General features: G+C 34.4%; 15 protein-coding genes and 1 pseudogene. 8 read left to right on the top strand and 8 right to left on the bottom strand.

Annotated elements, in window-relative coordinates; genetic code table 11:
- Positions 1-63 precede the first annotated feature (63 nt).
- The 3 genes from J6L97_RS05175 (at position 64) to J6L97_RS05185 (ending at position 2,688) form a co-directional block, all read left to right on the top strand.
- Positions 64-1,038, top strand: coding sequence for a LysR family transcriptional regulator (locus tag J6L97_RS05175; protein ID WP_057726942.1), 975 nt, complete (start codon positions 64-66; stop codon positions 1,036-1,038).
- A gap of 29 nt (positions 1,039-1,067) precedes the next feature.
- On the top strand, positions 1,068-2,003 hold the full coding sequence (locus J6L97_RS05180; RefSeq protein WP_054832972.1) for a manganese-dependent inorganic pyrophosphatase: 936 nt from the start codon (positions 1,068-1,070) through the stop codon (positions 2,001-2,003).
- Between the two features lie 85 nt (positions 2,004-2,088).
- Positions 2,089-2,688, top strand: coding sequence for a peptidylprolyl isomerase (locus J6L97_RS05185; RefSeq protein WP_013086386.1), 600 nt, complete (start codon positions 2,089-2,091; stop codon positions 2,686-2,688).
- 41 nt (positions 2,689-2,729) lie between these two features.
- On the opposite strand, the gene J6L97_RS05190 is transcribed toward J6L97_RS05185, so the two are convergent.
- Positions 2,730-3,089: a helix-turn-helix domain-containing protein gene (locus J6L97_RS05190; RefSeq protein ID WP_057726943.1), complete on the bottom strand. Its 360-nt coding sequence runs from the start codon at positions 3,087-3,089 to the stop codon at positions 2,730-2,732.
- 305 nt (positions 3,090-3,394) lie between these two features.
- On the opposite strand from J6L97_RS05190, the gene J6L97_RS05195 reads away from it, so the two are divergent.
- The gene (locus tag J6L97_RS05195; RefSeq protein ID WP_005728142.1) at positions 3,395-4,573 is read left to right on the top strand and encodes an IS256 family transposase; all 1,179 of its coding nucleotides are present in this window, start codon (positions 3,395-3,397) and stop codon (positions 4,571-4,573) included.
- A gap of 203 nt (positions 4,574-4,776) precedes the next feature.
- Positions 4,777-5,472 carry a YoaK family protein gene (locus J6L97_RS05200; RefSeq protein ID WP_005719647.1) on the top strand — a complete coding sequence of 232 codons (696 nt, stop codon included), beginning with the start codon at positions 4,777-4,779 and terminating at the stop codon, positions 5,470-5,472.
- A gap of 877 nt (positions 5,473-6,349) precedes the next feature.
- Here J6L97_RS05200 and J6L97_RS05205 read toward each other — a convergent pair.
- The 3 genes from J6L97_RS05205 to J6L97_RS05215 form a co-directional block, all read right to left on the bottom strand.
- A complete protein-coding gene (locus J6L97_RS05205) occupies positions 6,350-7,528 on the bottom strand; it encodes an IS256 family transposase (RefSeq protein ID WP_005728142.1) in 1,179 nt (392 codons plus the stop codon).
- A 295-nt stretch (positions 7,529-7,823) separates the two neighbouring features.
- A complete protein-coding gene (locus J6L97_RS05210) occupies positions 7,824-8,681 on the bottom strand; it encodes an IS982 family transposase (protein ID WP_118992340.1) in 858 nt (285 codons plus the stop codon).
- Between the two features lie 503 nt (positions 8,682-9,184).
- The gene (locus J6L97_RS05215) at positions 9,185-9,445 is read right to left on the bottom strand and encodes a GlsB/YeaQ/YmgE family stress response membrane protein (protein WP_005727307.1); all 261 of its coding nucleotides are present in this window, start codon (positions 9,443-9,445) and stop codon (positions 9,185-9,187) included.
- A 357-nt stretch (positions 9,446-9,802) separates the two neighbouring features.
- On the opposite strand from J6L97_RS05215, the gene J6L97_RS05220 reads away from it, so the two are divergent.
- Together J6L97_RS05220 and J6L97_RS05225 are read left to right on the top strand one after the other, a co-directional pair.
- A complete protein-coding gene (locus J6L97_RS05220; protein ID WP_020993030.1) occupies positions 9,803-10,960 on the top strand; it encodes a GH25 family lysozyme in 1,158 nt (385 codons plus the stop codon).
- Positions 10,961-11,109: 149 nt separating this feature from the next.
- Positions 11,110-11,721 carry a DUF5052 family protein gene (locus J6L97_RS05225; protein ID WP_005719642.1) on the top strand — a complete coding sequence of 204 codons (612 nt, stop codon included), beginning with the start codon at positions 11,110-11,112 and terminating at the stop codon, positions 11,719-11,721.
- A gap of 44 nt (positions 11,722-11,765) precedes the next feature.
- Here J6L97_RS05225 and J6L97_RS05230 read toward each other — a convergent pair whose 3' ends face one another.
- Positions 11,766-12,224: a hypothetical protein gene (locus J6L97_RS05230; protein ID WP_057726713.1), complete on the bottom strand. Its 459-nt coding sequence runs from the start codon at positions 12,222-12,224 to the stop codon at positions 11,766-11,768.
- Between the two features lie 502 nt (positions 12,225-12,726).
- Between J6L97_RS05230 and xerS the strand changes: the two genes are divergently transcribed.
- Positions 12,727-13,794, top strand: a complete 1,068-nt coding sequence (gene xerS / locus J6L97_RS05235) for a tyrosine recombinase XerS (RefSeq protein WP_057726712.1) — start codon at positions 12,727-12,729, stop codon at positions 13,792-13,794.
- Positions 13,795-13,847: 53 nt separating this feature from the next.
- Here the strand turns inward: xerS and J6L97_RS05240 are convergent.
- The 3 genes and pseudogenes from J6L97_RS05240 to J6L97_RS05250 all read right to left on the bottom strand — a co-directional run bounded on the left by J6L97_RS05240 (position 13,848) and on the right by J6L97_RS05250 (position 17,425).
- A pseudogene (locus J6L97_RS05240) lies at positions 13,848-15,724 on the bottom strand (endonuclease MutS2).
- A gap of 336 nt (positions 15,725-16,060) precedes the next feature.
- Entirely contained in the window at positions 16,061-16,939 is an 879-nt protein-coding gene (locus tag J6L97_RS05245) for a DegV family protein (RefSeq protein ID WP_057726711.1), read from the bottom strand.
- Between the two features lie 69 nt (positions 16,940-17,008).
- On the bottom strand, positions 17,009-17,425 hold the full coding sequence (locus J6L97_RS05250; protein ID WP_005719632.1) for a helix-turn-helix domain-containing protein: 417 nt from the start codon (positions 17,423-17,425) through the stop codon (positions 17,009-17,011).
- Positions 17,426-17,565 lie beyond the last annotated feature (140 nt).

Genomic DNA, 17,565 nt, shown 5'->3' on the forward strand with positions numbered 1-17,565 from the left:
TAATAGCAGTGTTATGGGACATGGCTTATCGTAAAATAATATTTTAGGAAAGAGATAATCGTTATGTCTAAAAGTGATACTATTTTATCGGCTAAATCATTGCGTTATTTTTTACAATTGATTGAGACGATGAATTATACCCAAGCTGCACAAATTTTAGGTATTACTCAACCGGCTTTAACTCAGCAAGTAAAAAAATTGGAACGCGCTATTGGTGCTCCATTATTTGGACAAATGGGGAAGAAGTTATACCTAACCGAAGCTGGTAAAGAAATGGAAGCAGCAGCGATAGAGTTGCTAAATACCATTAATGGTGTTATTAGTGACATTCAAGAATATACCCAGTCAGATAAAGGCAATATTTCAATTGGTATTCTAGAGTCCGTACATGTTGATCTTTTCTACCAATTTTTACGTTACTTCAATAAAAAGTATCCAGAAGTAACTTTTACTGTTGATTACTTTGACCGCAAAGAGCTATGGCACAGACTTGATTCCAATATGATTGATATGGCGATTATGTATATGCCAGATACTACTAATAAAACAGGAGCTAATTTCCGTCATCAATACAATCATCGTGATATTTGCCCTGAGCATATTGTTGTACTGACTCACAAGGATAATGTGGAAGCAGGAGGGACATATTCTGTTACTCGTTTTGGCAACAGAAAGTGGGTTGCATATCCGGAGAATTACTACTTATCAAGATTAATGCGACTTAACTTTAGTAAAAAGATTGATCTCGTTACTCCGTTTAAAATTGCATCTACTAAGGAAATGATCAAAATTGCAGAAAATACTGATCTTGATACTTATGTAGATCAGACTTACTATGAGGCGCATAAGGATGAGATTAATTTGACTCCTGTTTATATTAAAAATATGCCTGAGTTTACGACTGCTTGTGTTTATCGTAGAGGAAAATTAGATGTTCCTAGGATGAAGAAATTACTAACGGAATTACAGATTTTCTTAGACAATAACTTGGATAGGAACAATAATTTTAGTAAACTATTAAGTGAAGAAATTAAATAAAATAATTAGAAAAAGAGGCAATTTATTTAATGGAAAAAGAATTTGTTTTTGGACACCAAAATCCAGATACTGATGCAATTGGCACTGCTATTGCATTTTCATATTTGCAAAACAAGTTAGGTTACAACACCGAAGCCGTTGCCTTGGGTGAGCCTAATGATGAAACTGCATATGCTCTTAAAAAATTCGGCTTTAAAGCACCTCGTGTAATTAAAGAAGCTGCTCCAGAAGTTAAATCTGTTATGTTGGTTGACCACAATGAACCACAACAAAGTGTTTCAGATATTGACAAAGTTAAGGTTACTCATGTTGTGGATCACCATAGAATAATGAATTTTAATACCGCTGATCCATTATATTACCGTGCAGAACCTGTAGGCTGTACTTCAACCATTGTTTGGAGAATGTTCAATGAATTTGGTATTGAAATTCCAGAAAACTACGCTGGTTTAATGCTTTCAGCTATTATTTCAGATACTTTACTTCTTAAATCACCAACTACTACAGATAAGGATAAAAAGGCTGTAGAAGCATTGGCTAAGATTGCTGGCGTAGATTACAAGGAATACGGCTTAGCAATGCTTAAGGCTGGTACTAACATCAGTGACAAGTCAGAAGAAGAATTGATTGATTTAGATGCCAAGAGCTTTGAATTAAATGGTCACAACGTCCGTGTTGCACAAATCAATGTTGTTGACTTACCTGAAGCGTTAGAACGTAAGGAAGCCTTTTTAAAGGCAATGGATGCTTCATCTAAGGATAATGGTTATGATATGTTTATGCTTTTAATTACTAACATTCTTGACTCAGATTCAGAAGCTTTAGTTGTTGGCTCTGATGAGACTAAGTCATTATTCGAAAAAGCATTTAATAAGCAACTTAGTGATTCAGAAGTTAAATTACCTGGTGTAGTATCACGTAAGAAGCAGGTTGTTCCACCTCTTACTGATGCTTTTAATGCTTAAAAGTAATGATGTAAAAAATAGGAGGTAGGGTTAACCGCCTCTTATTTTTTACCTAAAAATTAAAACTGATTTTAGGAGAAAAATATTGAAATACCCACAATTAAATTTAGAAAATCAACAGGGACCAACAGCTGTATTGAAAACCAATCAAGGTGAAATAAAAATTCAACTTTTTCCAGAACAAGCCCCAATGACGGTTGAAAATTTTATTCGTTTAGCTCAAAAAGGCTATTATGATGGTACTATTTTTCACCGCGTAATTAGCGACTTTATGATTCAAGGTGGAGATCCTGAAGGAAATGGCACTGGTGGTGAAAGCATTTGGGGGCATCCATTTGAAGATGAACTTTCACGAGAACTTTTTAATATTCGCGGAGCATTATCAATGGCTAATTCAGGCCCTAACACTAATGGTAGTCAATTTTTTATCGTTCAAAACAAGAATATGCCTAAGCGTTACATAAAACAGATGGAACCCGCAGGCTATCCAAAGGAAATTATTCATGCTTATAAGCAAGGCGGAACTCCATGGCTTGACGGTCGTCATACGGTCTTTGGACAAGTAATTACAGGCATGGATGTAGTTGATAAAATTGCTAAGTCGAAAAAAGATAAAATGGATAAACCACTAGAAGATATAACTATTGAGTCGATCCAAGTCCAAGGATCAAAGTTTGATGACTAACAAAAACGTGCTGTTTTTTCGGAATAAACAGCACGTTTTTGTTAATTATTCATTTCTTTTAGAAGGGTGATCAAAGACTTACATACGCGTTCAGCCTTAGGTTCTGATAATTTTCTTAATTCGTTAATAACTTTTTTCATGAAAACGGGTGTATTGTTATCATGAATTTTTTCAGGCTTGATTTTTTTAGCACGATAGGCATTGTTAATGATATCGGGTGTAGTAGTATTCAAAGCTTTGGCAATAGAATCAAGCTTCTGAATACTAATGTTTTGGTCCTTAGTCCTTTCCACACGTGAAATAAAATTTACAGAAAGATCACTTAGCTCAGCCAAATCTTCCTGTGTTAGTTTCTGTTCACGTCTTCTACGAGAAATTTCTTCTCCTAAATTAATATTCACAAGCATTCGATCCTTTCAAGTAACTTATAGTCTATTATAGCCTATATAAAATTATGTAAAAAATGAATAGACTATTTTAATATTCTCAACATACACTTATATTAAATAATAAGAAATTATATTTGTTTATAAATGTACATTTTTAGCGTAATCAGTGCTATTAGGCACTACAGTGAGACTGTAAAATAGTTTGTGTAAGGATGAATGATTCCTTAAATTTATTTCTTTAAACATTAGAAAAAGGAGTTCCTTTCTCGTATGATTGGTTTGAACAAAAAAACACATACAGAAAGAAGAACTCCTTCATGAATGATTTTACCAAAGATTTTGCTCAAGCTCTATTCAATCCAGACAAAATAAATGATTTATTGCGCAAAGAGCTACAACAGGCTGTTAATAACTTGCTAGAAGCTGAGTTGACTGCCTTTCTAGGCTATGATCCCTATGCCAGAAATGGCTGGAATACTGGCAATTCTAGAAATGGTGCTTATTTCCGCAAGGTTGATACCCAGTTTGGACCAATTGAAGTGCAAGTGCCTCGAGACCGCAACGGTCAGTTTCATCAGCACACGCTGCCTGACTACAAGCAGCACTCTGATGTTTTGGAAAGCACGATTATCAAGCTATACTCCAAAGGCGTAACTACCAGAGAAATCGCTGACTTGATTGAGAAAATGTATGGCAGTCATTATAGTCCAGCTCAAGTATCAAATATTTCCAAGCAGATGCTCCCCAAGATTGAGGCTTATCACAAGCGCAAGCTAAGCGACAAGTTTTTCTGTGTCTATTTGGATGCGACATACCTTCCTTTGCGCCGAGAAACGTTTGAGCGTGAAGCAGTATATATTGCCATTGGCATTAAACCTAATGGACATAAGGAAGTCATTGACTACTGCATTGCTCCTAGTGAGAACATTGAAGTTTGGACAGAGATGCTTCAAAACATGAAGTCCAGAGGCTTGAAGCAAGTTGAGCTTTTTCTTTCTGATGGTGTTGTTGGCATGAAAACAGCCTTGGCCAGGACTTATCCTAAAGCTCATTTTCAACGCTGCCTGGTTCATGTCATGCGCAATATCTGCGCTAAAGTACGCGTCGACGATCGTGAAAAGATCATGAACGAATTCAAGCAGATACATCAACAGACAAGCAAAAAAGAAGCTGCAGCTGTCTTGCACAAATTCTATGCCAAATGGAATAAAGCTTATAGCCATGTCATCAAAGGTTTGAAGGAAATTGAGCCCGATCTGCTAGTCTTCTACAATTATCCCAAACAAATCAGAGCTTCAATTTATTCAACCAATATGATTGAATCCTTTAACAACGTCATCAAGCGTAAAGCTAAGCCTAAGGCAGAATTTCCAACTGAACAGTCGCTTGATGCATTTATTGGCATCCAGGCAATGAGCTACAATGACCGTTATTTCAATCGAATTCATAAAGGCTTTGGTCAGGTTCAGGACACCTTAGAATCCTACTTTGATTAAATAAATAATTAAAAAATCAATTTACGAGAAAGATCTATTTACACAAAAGATTTGACAGTTTCACTACAGTTTATAGTATAGTCTTAAATTGAATACTTTTATTGTTAAAATAGAAATGAAATAAAAGCTTAAAAAAATATACTAATTATTAAGTTTTTAAGCTTATAATGTATACAAGGATATAAAAATAGATTGGGGATTTGATGAGTTTAAAAGAGGTTTTAAATAGTAATCGGCCTGCAGAGTCACGACAATTAGCGTGTGCGTTAACTTTTTGTGGGGGATTTATTGATGCATATACATATATCCAGAGAGGACATACGCTTTCCGCTGGACAAACAGGAAACGTTATCTTTTTTAGTTCAGCATTAGCTGATCATAATGTTCCTGGAATGATTAATCGAGCTAGTACGTTTATTGCTTTTTCTTTAGGATTGCTATTAGTAGGACTTTTTCATAAATATGTGAAAAGTCACTATTGGAGAGTATTTTGCTTATTTCCAATTTTAGCGATTTGTATTGTAGTGGGCTTTTTGCCTAAAAGTGTTCCTAATTATTATATTGTGCCTGCTATTGCGTTTGGATTGGCTATTCAAAACGCATCTTTCAGCAAAATTGAAGGCATGGGTTATAACAATGCATTTACAACTGGAAATTTAAAAAAATCGGTTGTTGCATGGAGTGCATTTTTCTTTGGTGAAGACAAAAGTAAACATACAGCTGCCGTTAATTATATGATGTTAACAATTGCATTTGCAGTTGGAGCAATAATTTCAGCTTTACTGCAAAAATTATTGGTATTAAAAACTATTTGGATTGCAGTCATTTTTTTAACGACGATTAATTTAGTTTATATCATTGCATTGAGACGAAATAAAAAAATTGATTTTTCAAAATGATTTTAAAAGCACTTGTCATAATTGGCAAGTGTTTTTTTGAAGAGGTTGTGAGTGAGAAGAAAGCGACCAATCTTAAAAATAATAATTTTATCAGTGTGCGTATAATTCATATTATGTAAAGCCAGATTAAAAAACAATCATTTAATAATAGAAGTCATAATTAATTTAATTATTTCAGCAAATAAGTCTTATTTTGGATTTGTTAACTCGAATTCAGGTTATTTATTTTTTCAAAAAATGAATTTTGCTTTTTTAATTTTTGTTTTTACTTCATTTACTCTGACTATGACAAGAAAATCACCTCTCAATAAATTTTTACATGCTGAGATCGCAATTCTATGACCAAGTTCATTTATTTTGATCAATAGTTAGTTTTATAGTTTAATAGTTAGTTGTTCATTTGTATGAACCAGTTTTTAAAAGTAATGGTTTTATTGATGGTTGGAATTATAGTTTTTCATCAAGTTAATCAAGCTAGATAAAATTACTTTTATGGCTAAGAGTAAATCAATGGTATCCTAGATATTCTTGAGATAATTTTTTAGAGATTAGTTTCCGTATATTTTATGGCTAAAAGTCTGAATTGAATAATATGCTGACAATAATCAATAAAACAACCTTCAAAGAGAAGTATTTTGAAACAGTTATGGTAAAGTAATTCTAATTAAAAATAATGAAAATAGTTGAGTAATATGCTAGTTTTGCCTTTAGTATCTATAAAGCCATTTTTTATTTTTATGCTATAGCTTTCTTTAAAACAAAAATTTTAATGATCACTAGATACCACTTCCCGATATATCAACAATTTACTTGATGAAACTGTCAAATCTTTTGTGTAAATAGATCTTTCTCGTAAATTGATTTTTTAATTATTTATTTAATCAAAGTAGGATTCTAAGGTGTCCTGAACCTGACCAAAGCCTTTATGAATTCGATTGAAATAACGGTCATTGTAGCTCATTGCCTGGATGCCAATAAATGCATCAAGCGACTGTTCAGTTGGAAATTCTGCCTTAGGCTTAGCTTTACGCTTGATGACGTTGTTAAAGGATTCAATCATATTGGTTGAATAAATTGAAGCTCTGATTTGTTTGGGATAATTGTAGAAGACTAGCAGATCGGGCTCAATTTCCTTCAAACCTTTGATGACATGGCTATAAGCTTTATTCCATTTGGCATAGAATTTGTGCAAGACAGCTGCAGCTTCTTTTTTGCTTGTCTGTTGATGTATCTGCTTGAATTCGTTCATGATCTTTTCACGATCGTCGACGCGTACTTTAGCGCAGATATTGCGCATGACATGAACCAGGCAGCGTTGAAAATGAGCTTTAGGATAAGTCCTGGCCAAGGCTGTTTTCATGCCAACAACACCATCAGAAAGAAAAAGCTCAACTTGCTTCAAGCCTCTGGACTTCATGTTTTGAAGCATCTCTGTCCAAACTTCAATGTTCTCACTAGGAGCAATGCAGTAGTCAATGACTTCCTTATGTCCATTAGGTTTAATGCCAATGGCAATATATACTGCTTCACGCTCAAACGTTTCTCGGCGCAAAGGAAGGTATGTCGCATCCAAATAGACACAGAAAAACTTGTCGCTTAGCTTGCGCTTGTGATAAGCCTCAATCTTGGGGAGCATCTGCTTGGAAATATTTGATACTTGAGCTGGACTATAATGACTGCCATACATTTTCTCAATCAAGTCAGCGATTTCTCTGGTAGTTACGCCTTTGGAGTATAGCTTGATAATCGTGCTTTCCAAAACATCAGAGTGCTGCTTGTAGTCAGGCAGCGTGTGCTGATGAAACTGACCGTTGCGGTCTCGAGGCACTTGCACTTCAATTGGTCCAAACTGGGTATCAACCTTGCGGAAATAAGCACCATTTCTAGAATTGCCAGTATTCCAGCCATTTCTGGCATAGGGATCATAGCCTAGAAAGGCAGTCAACTCAGCTTCTAGCAAGTTATTAACAGCCTGTTGTAGCTCTTTGCGCAATAAATCATTTATTTTGTCTGGATTGAATAGAGCTTGAGCAAAATCTTTGGTAAAATCATTCATGAAGGAGTTCTTCTTTCTGTATGTGTTTTTTTGTTCAAACCAATCATACGAGAAAGGAACTCCTTTTTCTAATGTTTAAAGAAATAAATTTAAGGAATCATTCATCCTTACACAAACTATTTTACAGTCTCTACTTGATATATCGGGATTTCTTCTTAGTTGTTAGTTTCAGATAAAATCGTTTTGAATCGTCTAGTTTCATATTTTTCGCCCCATTTTTGCCCCATAAAATTACTAAAAATCACAATGTTTTCTGAATTTTATTGATAATAATATATATGTTATACGCGTGGTGCTAGTTAAATCTTTCTAGACAATAAGCCAAATTATAAGCTAAAATTGCAATTTCCAACCGGCTTTGAAAGCCTATCAGACTACGTGCTCGATTGTTCTCGGCATTGTAATAGGTCAGAAGCGAAAAGTCGCTTTCAATTGTTCTGCGAATAGCCATCAATTGATGATCATTGTGCTTTTTAGCTCCTGTCATATTTTTACGATATGGTGTCCAAAGTTCATAACCCATTTGTTTTAGCTGTTGATGCAGTTCTTTGCCTAAATAGCCTTCGTCGCCAAGAAGATAGTAATTAGATGGATGTGCATTTTCCATCAGTTCAACTGTCTCCTTGGCATCATGAACTGATGCTTTTGTTACGACATAATCAAGAATGTAACCGTCATCGCTAACAATGGCATGAACTTTGAAACCATAGAAGTAAATTTTCTTGGTGGCCTTATAACCAATGTTGGCATAACCGCGAAAAATTTTAGCACGATAGTTGCGAATTGGTTGGCAAACAGGTACCGGAAAGCTGTCAATGATCAAGAAATGTCCATTCAGGTCAACCTTTTTATTCATTTCTTGCCGTATCTGATAAATCAATTGCAATAGCTGACGTGAACGCCGATTAAAACGTGAGTGTGATAAACAATTGAAACATTCACAGAATCTTCTTTGTGATTCAATTCCTGTCTTAGCTTGCCAGATAAGTAAAGCCAAAATCAGACTGTCCGTAGTTTTAATTTGATCAATATTTCGCCGATGAGTAAACTCAGCCGGTGCATACAAACGATACCAGTGCCGACAAATTATCACTAAATCTTTAAAACTAACTTGTAAATGGTGGCTAAAACGCTTAAGCTTAAGGCAGTTCAATCAGATCAGACTCTTTTCTATTATTACTATTTACAAGTCGAGTCTAACAAGATTGGACTTTTTTATTAACTAAAACGATTTAACTAGCACCACGCGTATGTTATTTACTAACTACTACTCTATTCTATTTTTATTAACTGCTCTTAAAGTTACTTGAAATATTATTAAATAAATAATCAAGCGGTAAAAATGATAATTCTACTAAACTCATGACTCAAGTCGCTACTTAAATCTGTGTTTTTACATGAATAAGACATCTAAATAAAGTTTCAATCTTCAAAAAATGCTGAGAATCACTCTAAGATTTCTTTTTAATGAATTAATTTATCGTGGTTACTCAATCTTTATACAAACAAGCAACATTTTAATTCATTATTATAACCCTTATACCTCTATCTCCCCTCCTCTGCTGACCAGGGAAGACGAAAAAAGAGCCGAAATCAGACATAATTCGTCCAATCAGGCTCTTTTCTTATCTAGCTAGAATAAAAATCTGAATAAAATCAATCTGTTGCAGGTCTAATTTTATTCATAATGAAGGCAACGACGATTACCAAGATAACTGCACCTAAAATTGACGGTACAATTGCCATGTCCGCAACCTTCGGTCCCCATTCCCCTAAAAGGGCTTGGCCTAGTGAAGATCCAACCAATCCTGCTAAAATATTAGCAATCCAGTTCATTGACTTACCATGTCCAGTTAAAGCACCTGCAATTAAGCCGATTACTCCACCAACAATTAATACCCAAATCCAATGTAGCATTTTGATCACCTTTGCTTTCTTGCAAAATATCTTATCACATTTCTGATTAAACAAAGCGCTTTCTTTAACTATCTTTATTTTAAGCGAATGAACTATTTCTTGTCACTTTTAAAATATATTATTTGACTGTCTTATACTTTTCTTTAGATTTGGGGCATATTTCTTGCCACGACTAATTCTTTATTTTTTGTCTATTGTATATCTCAATTTGATTTCAATTTTTTTCGGTTTGATTACTGATATATTAATAAATGATCTCATCTATTGCCTTTTGAGAACTATATCTGTAGTCTATAAAGTATAAATTATGTGAGAGATATAGATAAGATTCTCTCCACTAAGTATGGAGGACATAAATTGTTTAAAAGGAAATCAATTATTAAATTAGCATGTGCAACTATGTTAACGAATGCAGGTGTCACACTTTTATCTCAAATGACTCGTTTCTCTGACTCAGAGAGCATTGTGCAAGCTTCATCAACATCAGTTGTTGCTAAAGCCCTTGGAATTGATGTTGCCAGCTACCAAAGCGCAGATTTAACTGCTCATGCCAAGGCTGGTTCTCAATTTGCAATCGTTAAAGTTAGTGAGGGAACCAGTTATCGCAACCCTAAGGCAGCCAATCAGATTAAATCTGCTATTGCTAATGATATGATGCCGATGGCTTATCATTTTGCAACTTTTAGTTCAAGTTCATCGGCCGCTAAGCGCGAAGCGCAATACGCAATTTCTTCTGCTAAGGCGTTGGGATTACCAGCTGGCTCATACTTAGCCTGCGATTATGAAACTGGTCAGGGCAATATCATTACTAATGGTAAAAATGTGACAGCTAAGGCTATTATTGCCTTTATGGATCAAATTAAGGCGGCTGGCTATCAACCACTTCTCTATGCTAGTTCTTCCGTTTTGCAAAACAATATTAATACTCCATCTATCGTGAACAAGTATCCTAATTCACTCTGGGTAGCCGCATATGCGATTTCAGGCCGAGTAGACCAACCCAACTTTAAATACTTCCCTTCAATGGATGGTGTCGCAATCTGGCAGTTCACAGATAATTGGCGCGGAATGAATACTGATGGCAATATTACAGTCTTGCCATTATCAATCGCAGGTAACGCGGCAGTCTCACAGGCTCCTAAGGCTTCCAATACCAAGAAAACAGCTACAGTTATGTACAAGTCATATGTTTATGACAAAAATAGCAACCGGACAAATGATTTTTATAATGCTTACAGCTCTATTACTTATTATGACAATAAGGTGAGAATTAAAGGCAAATCAATGATTCGTGTCGGTGAAGACAAGTATGTGATGGCAAGTAACGTACTAGGCAATTCACGCGTCTTTAAAGCTGATGCTAAAGTGTATAAAAATGATGGCACCATTAATACAAAATGGTCTACTAAAAAATCCGGTTCACCGATCAAGACTTATGGCCCTAAACATTACATCAATAATGAAGCTTACTATCGAATTGGTAAAAATGCTTACGTTAAAGCAGACAAGTTCTAATTTATTTTTAGCAGCAAATATTTGCTGCTTTTTTGATGCATCCCTAAAACGTAAATGAACTGACGAATCATTTCCAATTTATTTATCTGCATCCCTTTTTTACCCATGTTAAAATTAAGGCATTATATAGAAACGAGGATAAGATAAGGATGAAATTTAAAAAGAAGTTAGCTTTATTCTTAGGTCTGGGAGTATTATTGCTTTCTCTGACTGGTTGTAGTGATTTTCAAAACTGGGAATTATCTATGCGCTCTAAGATTGGGGCATTGCCCTTAACAGTATCAACGTATGATTCTAATGGACAAAAGATCGACCAGATCAAAGCTAAGTCAGTTAATATTCATACTGATAAAAAGATGTCACAGAAAAGTAGTAATGGCACTGAACATTCTAGCGTAATTGATGTTGACTATGGCAATAATCGAATGATTCACGTTGGTTCTACTATGATTGCCTATGAAGGACTGAAAAACTACGAGGATGCATTTAACAAAAAAGTTAAGATCGACGATCAAAATCGTTCTGTTCCTCTGTTAAATACAATGTATCAGAATTTTAAAAACGATTGGAATGGTAGCTCAAGAGTAGTAATGATTAGAAGCCAATTAGGAATGCCGATTGCTGTCTTTATTGGAAATCACGTCTCAATTCATAAGAGTGATATGAAGAATGCAACTCAATTTGTGATTGATGGTCATCGTCTATTTGTTTACCGTGCTGATTACACAGTTTATCCAATGTCCAGTTTAAAAAGCAATTAACTATAAAAAGTGTCAATCCTCATTTTAAGGACTGACACTTTTTATTATTTATCATCAATTAATGCATTAAATGCTTCATTAGTTTCAACGATGTCGCTCATTACTTGATTAATCCAGTCATTAAGCTTATCGTTATCGTAGTTTTCTAAACCGCCTTCGGAATCTCCAATGTCCGCAATACCATTATTGAAATCTACTAGTTCAGTAATTAACTTTTGAGCAAAAATCTTAGTGGTGCCACCAAAGTTTTCCGCAAAATTATTTACATCCCCATATGCATCGGCAATATCACTGAAAACTGTGACAGTTTTACCAAAAGTCTCACTCAAGTTATCTACATCTGCTTGAGTTGGTACAGTCAATTCTTCATCTTCATTATTAAGTTGTTCATCTAAACGAACGCCAATGTCGTTTAACACTAAGTGACCATCATATAGACGATTCAGTAATTTGATACCACTAGGGTTTTTAGCTTGGAAGTTTACACTAATTTTTTCTGTCATACTTTTTCCTCATCTCACATAATGTATTTTCATCTATTGTACAATTTTTAGCCAAAAAATACGACTAAACAAGGAAAATAAGCTTTTTTCGATTCTTTATAAAAAATGTTATATTTTACTTGAACATTAGCAATAAAGAGCATAAAATAAACGATTGAAAAGTGTTGTACCATACAAACAACATATGTTTGTAAGTAATGTTTGAATTACTAAATGTAATTTGCCCTTACTTACTGACGAGCAATCACTGTTGCTATAATTAGAATGCTAAGAGTTTTCTATAAGCGTTGCTGGTATTCTAGTTATAGTGACATGATTATCTAAGTTAAATTTAGTTGCAATCATTTTTCTACGTTAGTACTATAGATATTCACGTTCGAATGAGCGCAGTAATTTTAAATTAGACTTTTTTTTATCACCTATTCCTGAGAATAGGTGATTTTTTTATGATTAACGTATTTGTATGATATAATATAAACATTAGTTCGTGAAAGGAGCAGATATGGAAACTGCTAAATACCTAGAATTGATCCAAATTGAAGTAAATAAATTGCCTGATTTTGTTAAGCAATTTAATCTTGGTACTAATCATTCATTAACTACTACTTACCAGTACTTAACTGAAATTCGACGCTTCTTCGATTGGCTACGTCAAGAAAATATCTCTTCTGCTTCAGATAATGCTCATGTTACTACGGATACATTAGCCAACTTACGTCGCAATGACATAATGCTGTATATTGATTATTTAGGACATACCCGTAATAAGCAAGGCCGACTAAACTCCCCCACTACGATTAATCGCTCAATTAATGCTTTACGCTCCCTATTTAAGTTTTTAACCATTACTGCCGACAATAATCATGGTGAGCCATATTTTGAGCGGAATGTAATGCTTAAAATTAATTCTTTAAATGATACGCAAACACTTAATTATCGGGCTCATGTACTTGAAAGCCACATGTACACTGGTAAGTTAAAATTTGAATTTTTGACTTTTATTGATCAGGACTATATTAACCATTGTAATAAGCAAGCAAAGATTGGTTTTAAGCAAAACAAAGAACGTGACATGGCAATTGCTGCATTAATCTTAGGTACCGGCATTCGGGTGTCTGAATGTGCTGGCGTTGATTTGAGTGATTTAAACCTTAAGGATGCTGTACTAGATGTAACTAGAAAAGGCGGACAAAAAGATAGTGTACCAATTGCAGAATGGACACTTCCTTATATCAAGCGATATAAAGGTATTCGTAATGAACGCTATCATGCAGATAGTAAGCAAGTGGCATTCTTTTTAACTCAATGGCATGGTCAAACGCGGCGAATTACAACTAATGCAATTGAAAAAATGATCAATAAGTATTCTGCAGCTTTTGGTCATCCCCTTACCCCACATAAGTTACGTCATACGGTTGCTTCTGAGCTCTATGAAGTAACTAAAGATCAAGTGCTTGTAGCACAACAGCTAGGTCAAAAAGGCACTTCAGCCACCGATCTATATACTCATGTTGATCAGAAAAAACAGCGTGCGGCTCTCAATGAGATCTCAAAAGAAAATCACGATTAATCAAATTAAATGCAAAAACGAGTTTGGCTATTCAATTCCAAACTCGTTTTTTATTAATGTTTCAATTTCTTGTAAGCTTTTTTGGAGCCACGATCTAGATCACGATTAAACTTATAATCTTGCCAGTCTTTAACAAAGAGTAAATCTAAGTTATATCCTTTTGGGTACAAGTCTTTAGCTAGTCGTCTTAATTGTAAACGTCTGAGTGGTACTTCTACAAATTCTTTTGCCAAAAATATCTTTGCTGCATTTTGGGTAGGAAGATATTTATAAAAGATTCCTTCTTCTTTTAAATTGGTAGCATATACAATATCACCTTTATGAAATTCTTTTTTAACAACCAGGTTGCTTTTGTTTTTCCGCTGGTGAACGAAACGTTTTTTAAAGATAAAGGTAAATTATTGCCCGCTAATATGGCTTCTGCTTGATGCAGAACATTTTCTGGAATACCTGATTTTTTGGCGATCCATAGTGCTCGACTATTACCAATACTTCCTATCTTTAACTTATAAGTAGGTTGCAGATTTTTTAAGTCAAAATCCATTGCAGCTGTGATAAAACCATCATGCTGCTTAGCAAAATCCTTAATAGAGCTGTAGTGTGTTGTGGCCATGATTAAACAGCCACGTAAATACAACTCTTGTAGAATTCCAATAGCGAGTGCGCTTCCTTCATTTGGATCTGTCCCTGTCCCTAATTCATCTAATAATACTAAACTATGGAATTGAGCATATTTGGTAATCATGGCAATATCTTTCATTTCGGCTGAAAAAGTACTCAGAGAATTATCTAGGTCCTGGTGATCACCTATTAAAGTAAAAACGTCATCCATTAATGGAATATCACATGGTTTATCGCTTGGTAAAAACAGACCTAGTTCGGTCATTAAAATCATCAAACCAGTAGTTTTAAGCGCGACGGTTTTACCACCAGCATTTGGTCCTGTAATCATTAGAACACTATTTTCTTGGGTTAATTCTAAGGTTAACGGAACAGGATTAATGATCAAGGGATGCCGCACTGCACGTAAAACAAGAGAATTTTCACGATTAATTTTAGGCCTAATACAATTATATTTTTGTGCAAACTTTCCCCTAGCAAAAATCATATCTAGTAAAGTGATTAGTTCAATGTTACGCTTAATATCATCCTTCACGTCGTATATTTTTGCAGTTAAAGCACCTAAGATTGCTAGTTCTAGATTACGTATTTGTGCCTTTAAATTGGTTATTTGCTGATTTAGACGAACAACCTTAGCAGGTTGAAAGTAGACGGTTTGTCCACCATTAGAAACAGCCACAATAGTCCCTGACAATTGATTTTTGTAGTTTGCTTTAATTGGAATGGTAGCGTAGCCCTCTTTTTCAACGATCATTGCGTCTCTAATCATTTTTTGATTAGGTTTACTAGTCAAAAAATGATTTAATGCAGTTTTGAGTTCAGTAACAGATTTCTTTAAGTCGCGGCGCATTTTTGCTAGTTCACGATCTGCCTCATCGCGTACTTGACCATGTTCAATAGTAGTATAAATAGCATTTTCAATGTCTGGCAATAGCGTCATGTCTTGGACATATGCATTGAGTAATGGTGCTAGCTGCTCATGTCTGGCTAAAAAGCGTTGTAGTAGGCGATTTACTCGTAAAAATTCTGCTACTTTTTCTAGATCATCGGGAGTTAAGATTAGTCCTTTTTCAGCTTTAGTAATTAAATGCTCGATATCCTCAGAACTGGCAAAAGGAATGTGCTGCCGTAATTTCAAAATCTTCACGGCTTCTTCTGTTTCATTAAGCAGTTGTTCTACTTTATGTAAATTGCTACTTGGTTGGGCGGAACTTAATTGTTCTTTGGCAGCAATAGTAATTGCCTGTTGAGCTAAGATATCTTTAACTTGAGTAAAGTTTAAGTTTTGATTATTGTTGATATTTTTCAATTTGATGTAATTTCCTTATGTTTAATTTAACGTTGATTGTAACTAATGGCTTAATAAGTATGCTTGCAGACATATGCATTTCCTCGAATTTCTATAATTTGATTTAAAAATGATTGTAACATAAAAAGAACATTAAAATAAATACTATAGTAAAACAGTTATTAAATTAATTCCTATATTTTGTGATAACCATAGCACTATTGCACATTATAGCAATTTTACTATGACATTCAACACTAGTATCTCAACTGTAATTTTTAATTACAAATCTATTATCGTAAAAAGGGTAAACAAAAAAAGACCATAGTACAAACTATGGTCTATGGCTATTTGTTCTTATTTTAATTCGAGCTTATCAATATCAACCATCCATGCAATTGCAATTGATTTCTCTCCTAAGTGTGTAGCGATTACTGGACTAAATTCAGCTACATCAACTGGCTTATCTGGAAAGTTTTCATTAACAAATTGCTTAATTTGCTCCGCTTGCTTTAAATCATTTGAGTGAAATACAAACAAGCGGAGCTTATCTTTATAAGGCAAATTTGCTGTCTTCTCTAAAGTTAATTTTTCTACCTTAGAAACAGCACGCCTTAATGATCTGATCTTATCAAAAGCAACGATTTTTCCTTCATCATTAAAAGTTAACAAAGGCTTGATTTGAAGCATTGTCCCAATAAAAGCACCGGCATTGCTTAAACGGCCACCACGACTTAAGTTTTTAAGATCATCTACTACAAAGAATTCATCAATTGTCTTACGTATCTCATCTAATTTCTTTAAGATAGCCTCTGGTTCCATACCATTTTTTATCATTCTTGCGGCAGCTAACACCAAGTAGCCTTGCAATCTAACTGTCATCTTAGAATCGTATGGATATAAATTATATTCAGGATTGTTATGTGCCATATTTACCATATTTTGATAAAAGCCTGAGATACCACTGGACAAAGTGATAGCGATAATAGCTTCATAGCCTTCTCCGTGTAATTTATTACATAATTCTATCATTTGACCCATGCTGGGCTGTGAAGTTTTAGGAAAAGCAGCACCTTGTCTCTCCATCTCAAAAAGCTGGGTGGAAGTGATATTAACGCCTTCTGAATATTCCTTATCACCTACGATGACAGGAATAGGAACTACATTAATATCATTATTTTTAACTTCTTGATCAGTTAAGACACTAGTACTGTCAGTAACTAATGCAATTTTCAATTTATTAACCCTTCCCATATCTAATTTAGCATAGAAAAATTATAGCATAAAAGGCACCTATCACGCACCCTATTCCATTTTTTCTAGGGTCATAGAAGTATCAGCGACTTGATTTAATTGCTTAATAAATAAATTAGCAGCATCTCTGTCAAAATAGACAAATAATAAATTCTCAATCTTAGTCAGAGTTTTTTTTAGTTCTTTAGCTTTAGTCACGCCAGCTTCACTTAGATTCACAATCTTGCTTGAATCTTTTTCCGATCTAGTGATATTAATAAAGCTCATAGTCTTCTTTTGCTGCAATTGACGACTTAAGGTTGATAATGAAATATTAAGCGCTTCTGCCAGCTTCCCCATCGCTAATGCTTGATTTTTGTTTTCATCAAAAAATAGCAAAATTCGAGTTTGTGAAATATTTAAGCCACATTTGTGATTTATTTCTTTTTTCACTTGATCTGCGATCGTACTAAAAAATAATACATCCATTCGTATAGTCCTTTTTCTCCAATGTAGATTACTATATACTTGTATTTTATCATTTAATATTACATTTGATAATACCAAAAGGCTAATTTATCAGCAATATTGTATAATACAATGTACTTTTTATGTTGTAATATACAACT

The organism is Lactobacillus crispatus, assembly GCF_018987235.1.
GTDB lineage: Bacteria > Bacillota > Bacilli > Lactobacillales > Lactobacillaceae > Lactobacillus > Lactobacillus crispatus.

Bases quoted from the DNA above. Each gene is read 5' to 3' on its own strand.
- J6L97_RS05195 (WP_005728142.1), top strand. From the start codon at position 3,395: ATGAATGATTTTACCAAAGATTTTGCTCAAGCTCTATTCAATCCAGAC.
- J6L97_RS05250 (WP_005719632.1), bottom strand. From the start codon at position 17,425: ATGGATGTATTATTTTTTAGTACGATCGCAGATCAAGTGAAAAAAGAA.
- J6L97_RS05200 (WP_005719647.1), top strand. From the start codon at position 4,777: ATGAGTTTAAAAGAGGTTTTAAATAGTAATCGGCCTGCAGAGTCACGA.
- J6L97_RS05180 (WP_054832972.1), top strand. From the start codon at position 1,068: ATGGAAAAAGAATTTGTTTTTGGACACCAAAATCCAGATACTGATGCA.
- J6L97_RS05205 (WP_005728142.1), bottom strand. From the start codon at position 7,528: ATGAATGATTTTACCAAAGATTTTGCTCAAGCTCTATTCAATCCAGAC.
- J6L97_RS05225 (WP_005719642.1), top strand. From the start codon at position 11,110: ATGAAATTTAAAAAGAAGTTAGCTTTATTCTTAGGTCTGGGAGTATTA.
- J6L97_RS05230 (WP_057726713.1), bottom strand. From the start codon at position 12,224: ATGACAGAAAAAATTAGTGTAAACTTCCAAGCTAAAAACCCTAGTGGT.
- xerS (WP_057726712.1), top strand. From the start codon at position 12,727: ATGGAAACTGCTAAATACCTAGAATTGATCCAAATTGAAGTAAATAAA.
- J6L97_RS05175 (WP_057726942.1), top strand. From the start codon at position 64: ATGTCTAAAAGTGATACTATTTTATCGGCTAAATCATTGCGTTATTTT.
- J6L97_RS05215 (WP_005727307.1), bottom strand. From the start codon at position 9,445: ATGCTACATTGGATTTGGGTATTAATTGTTGGTGGAGTAATCGGCTTA.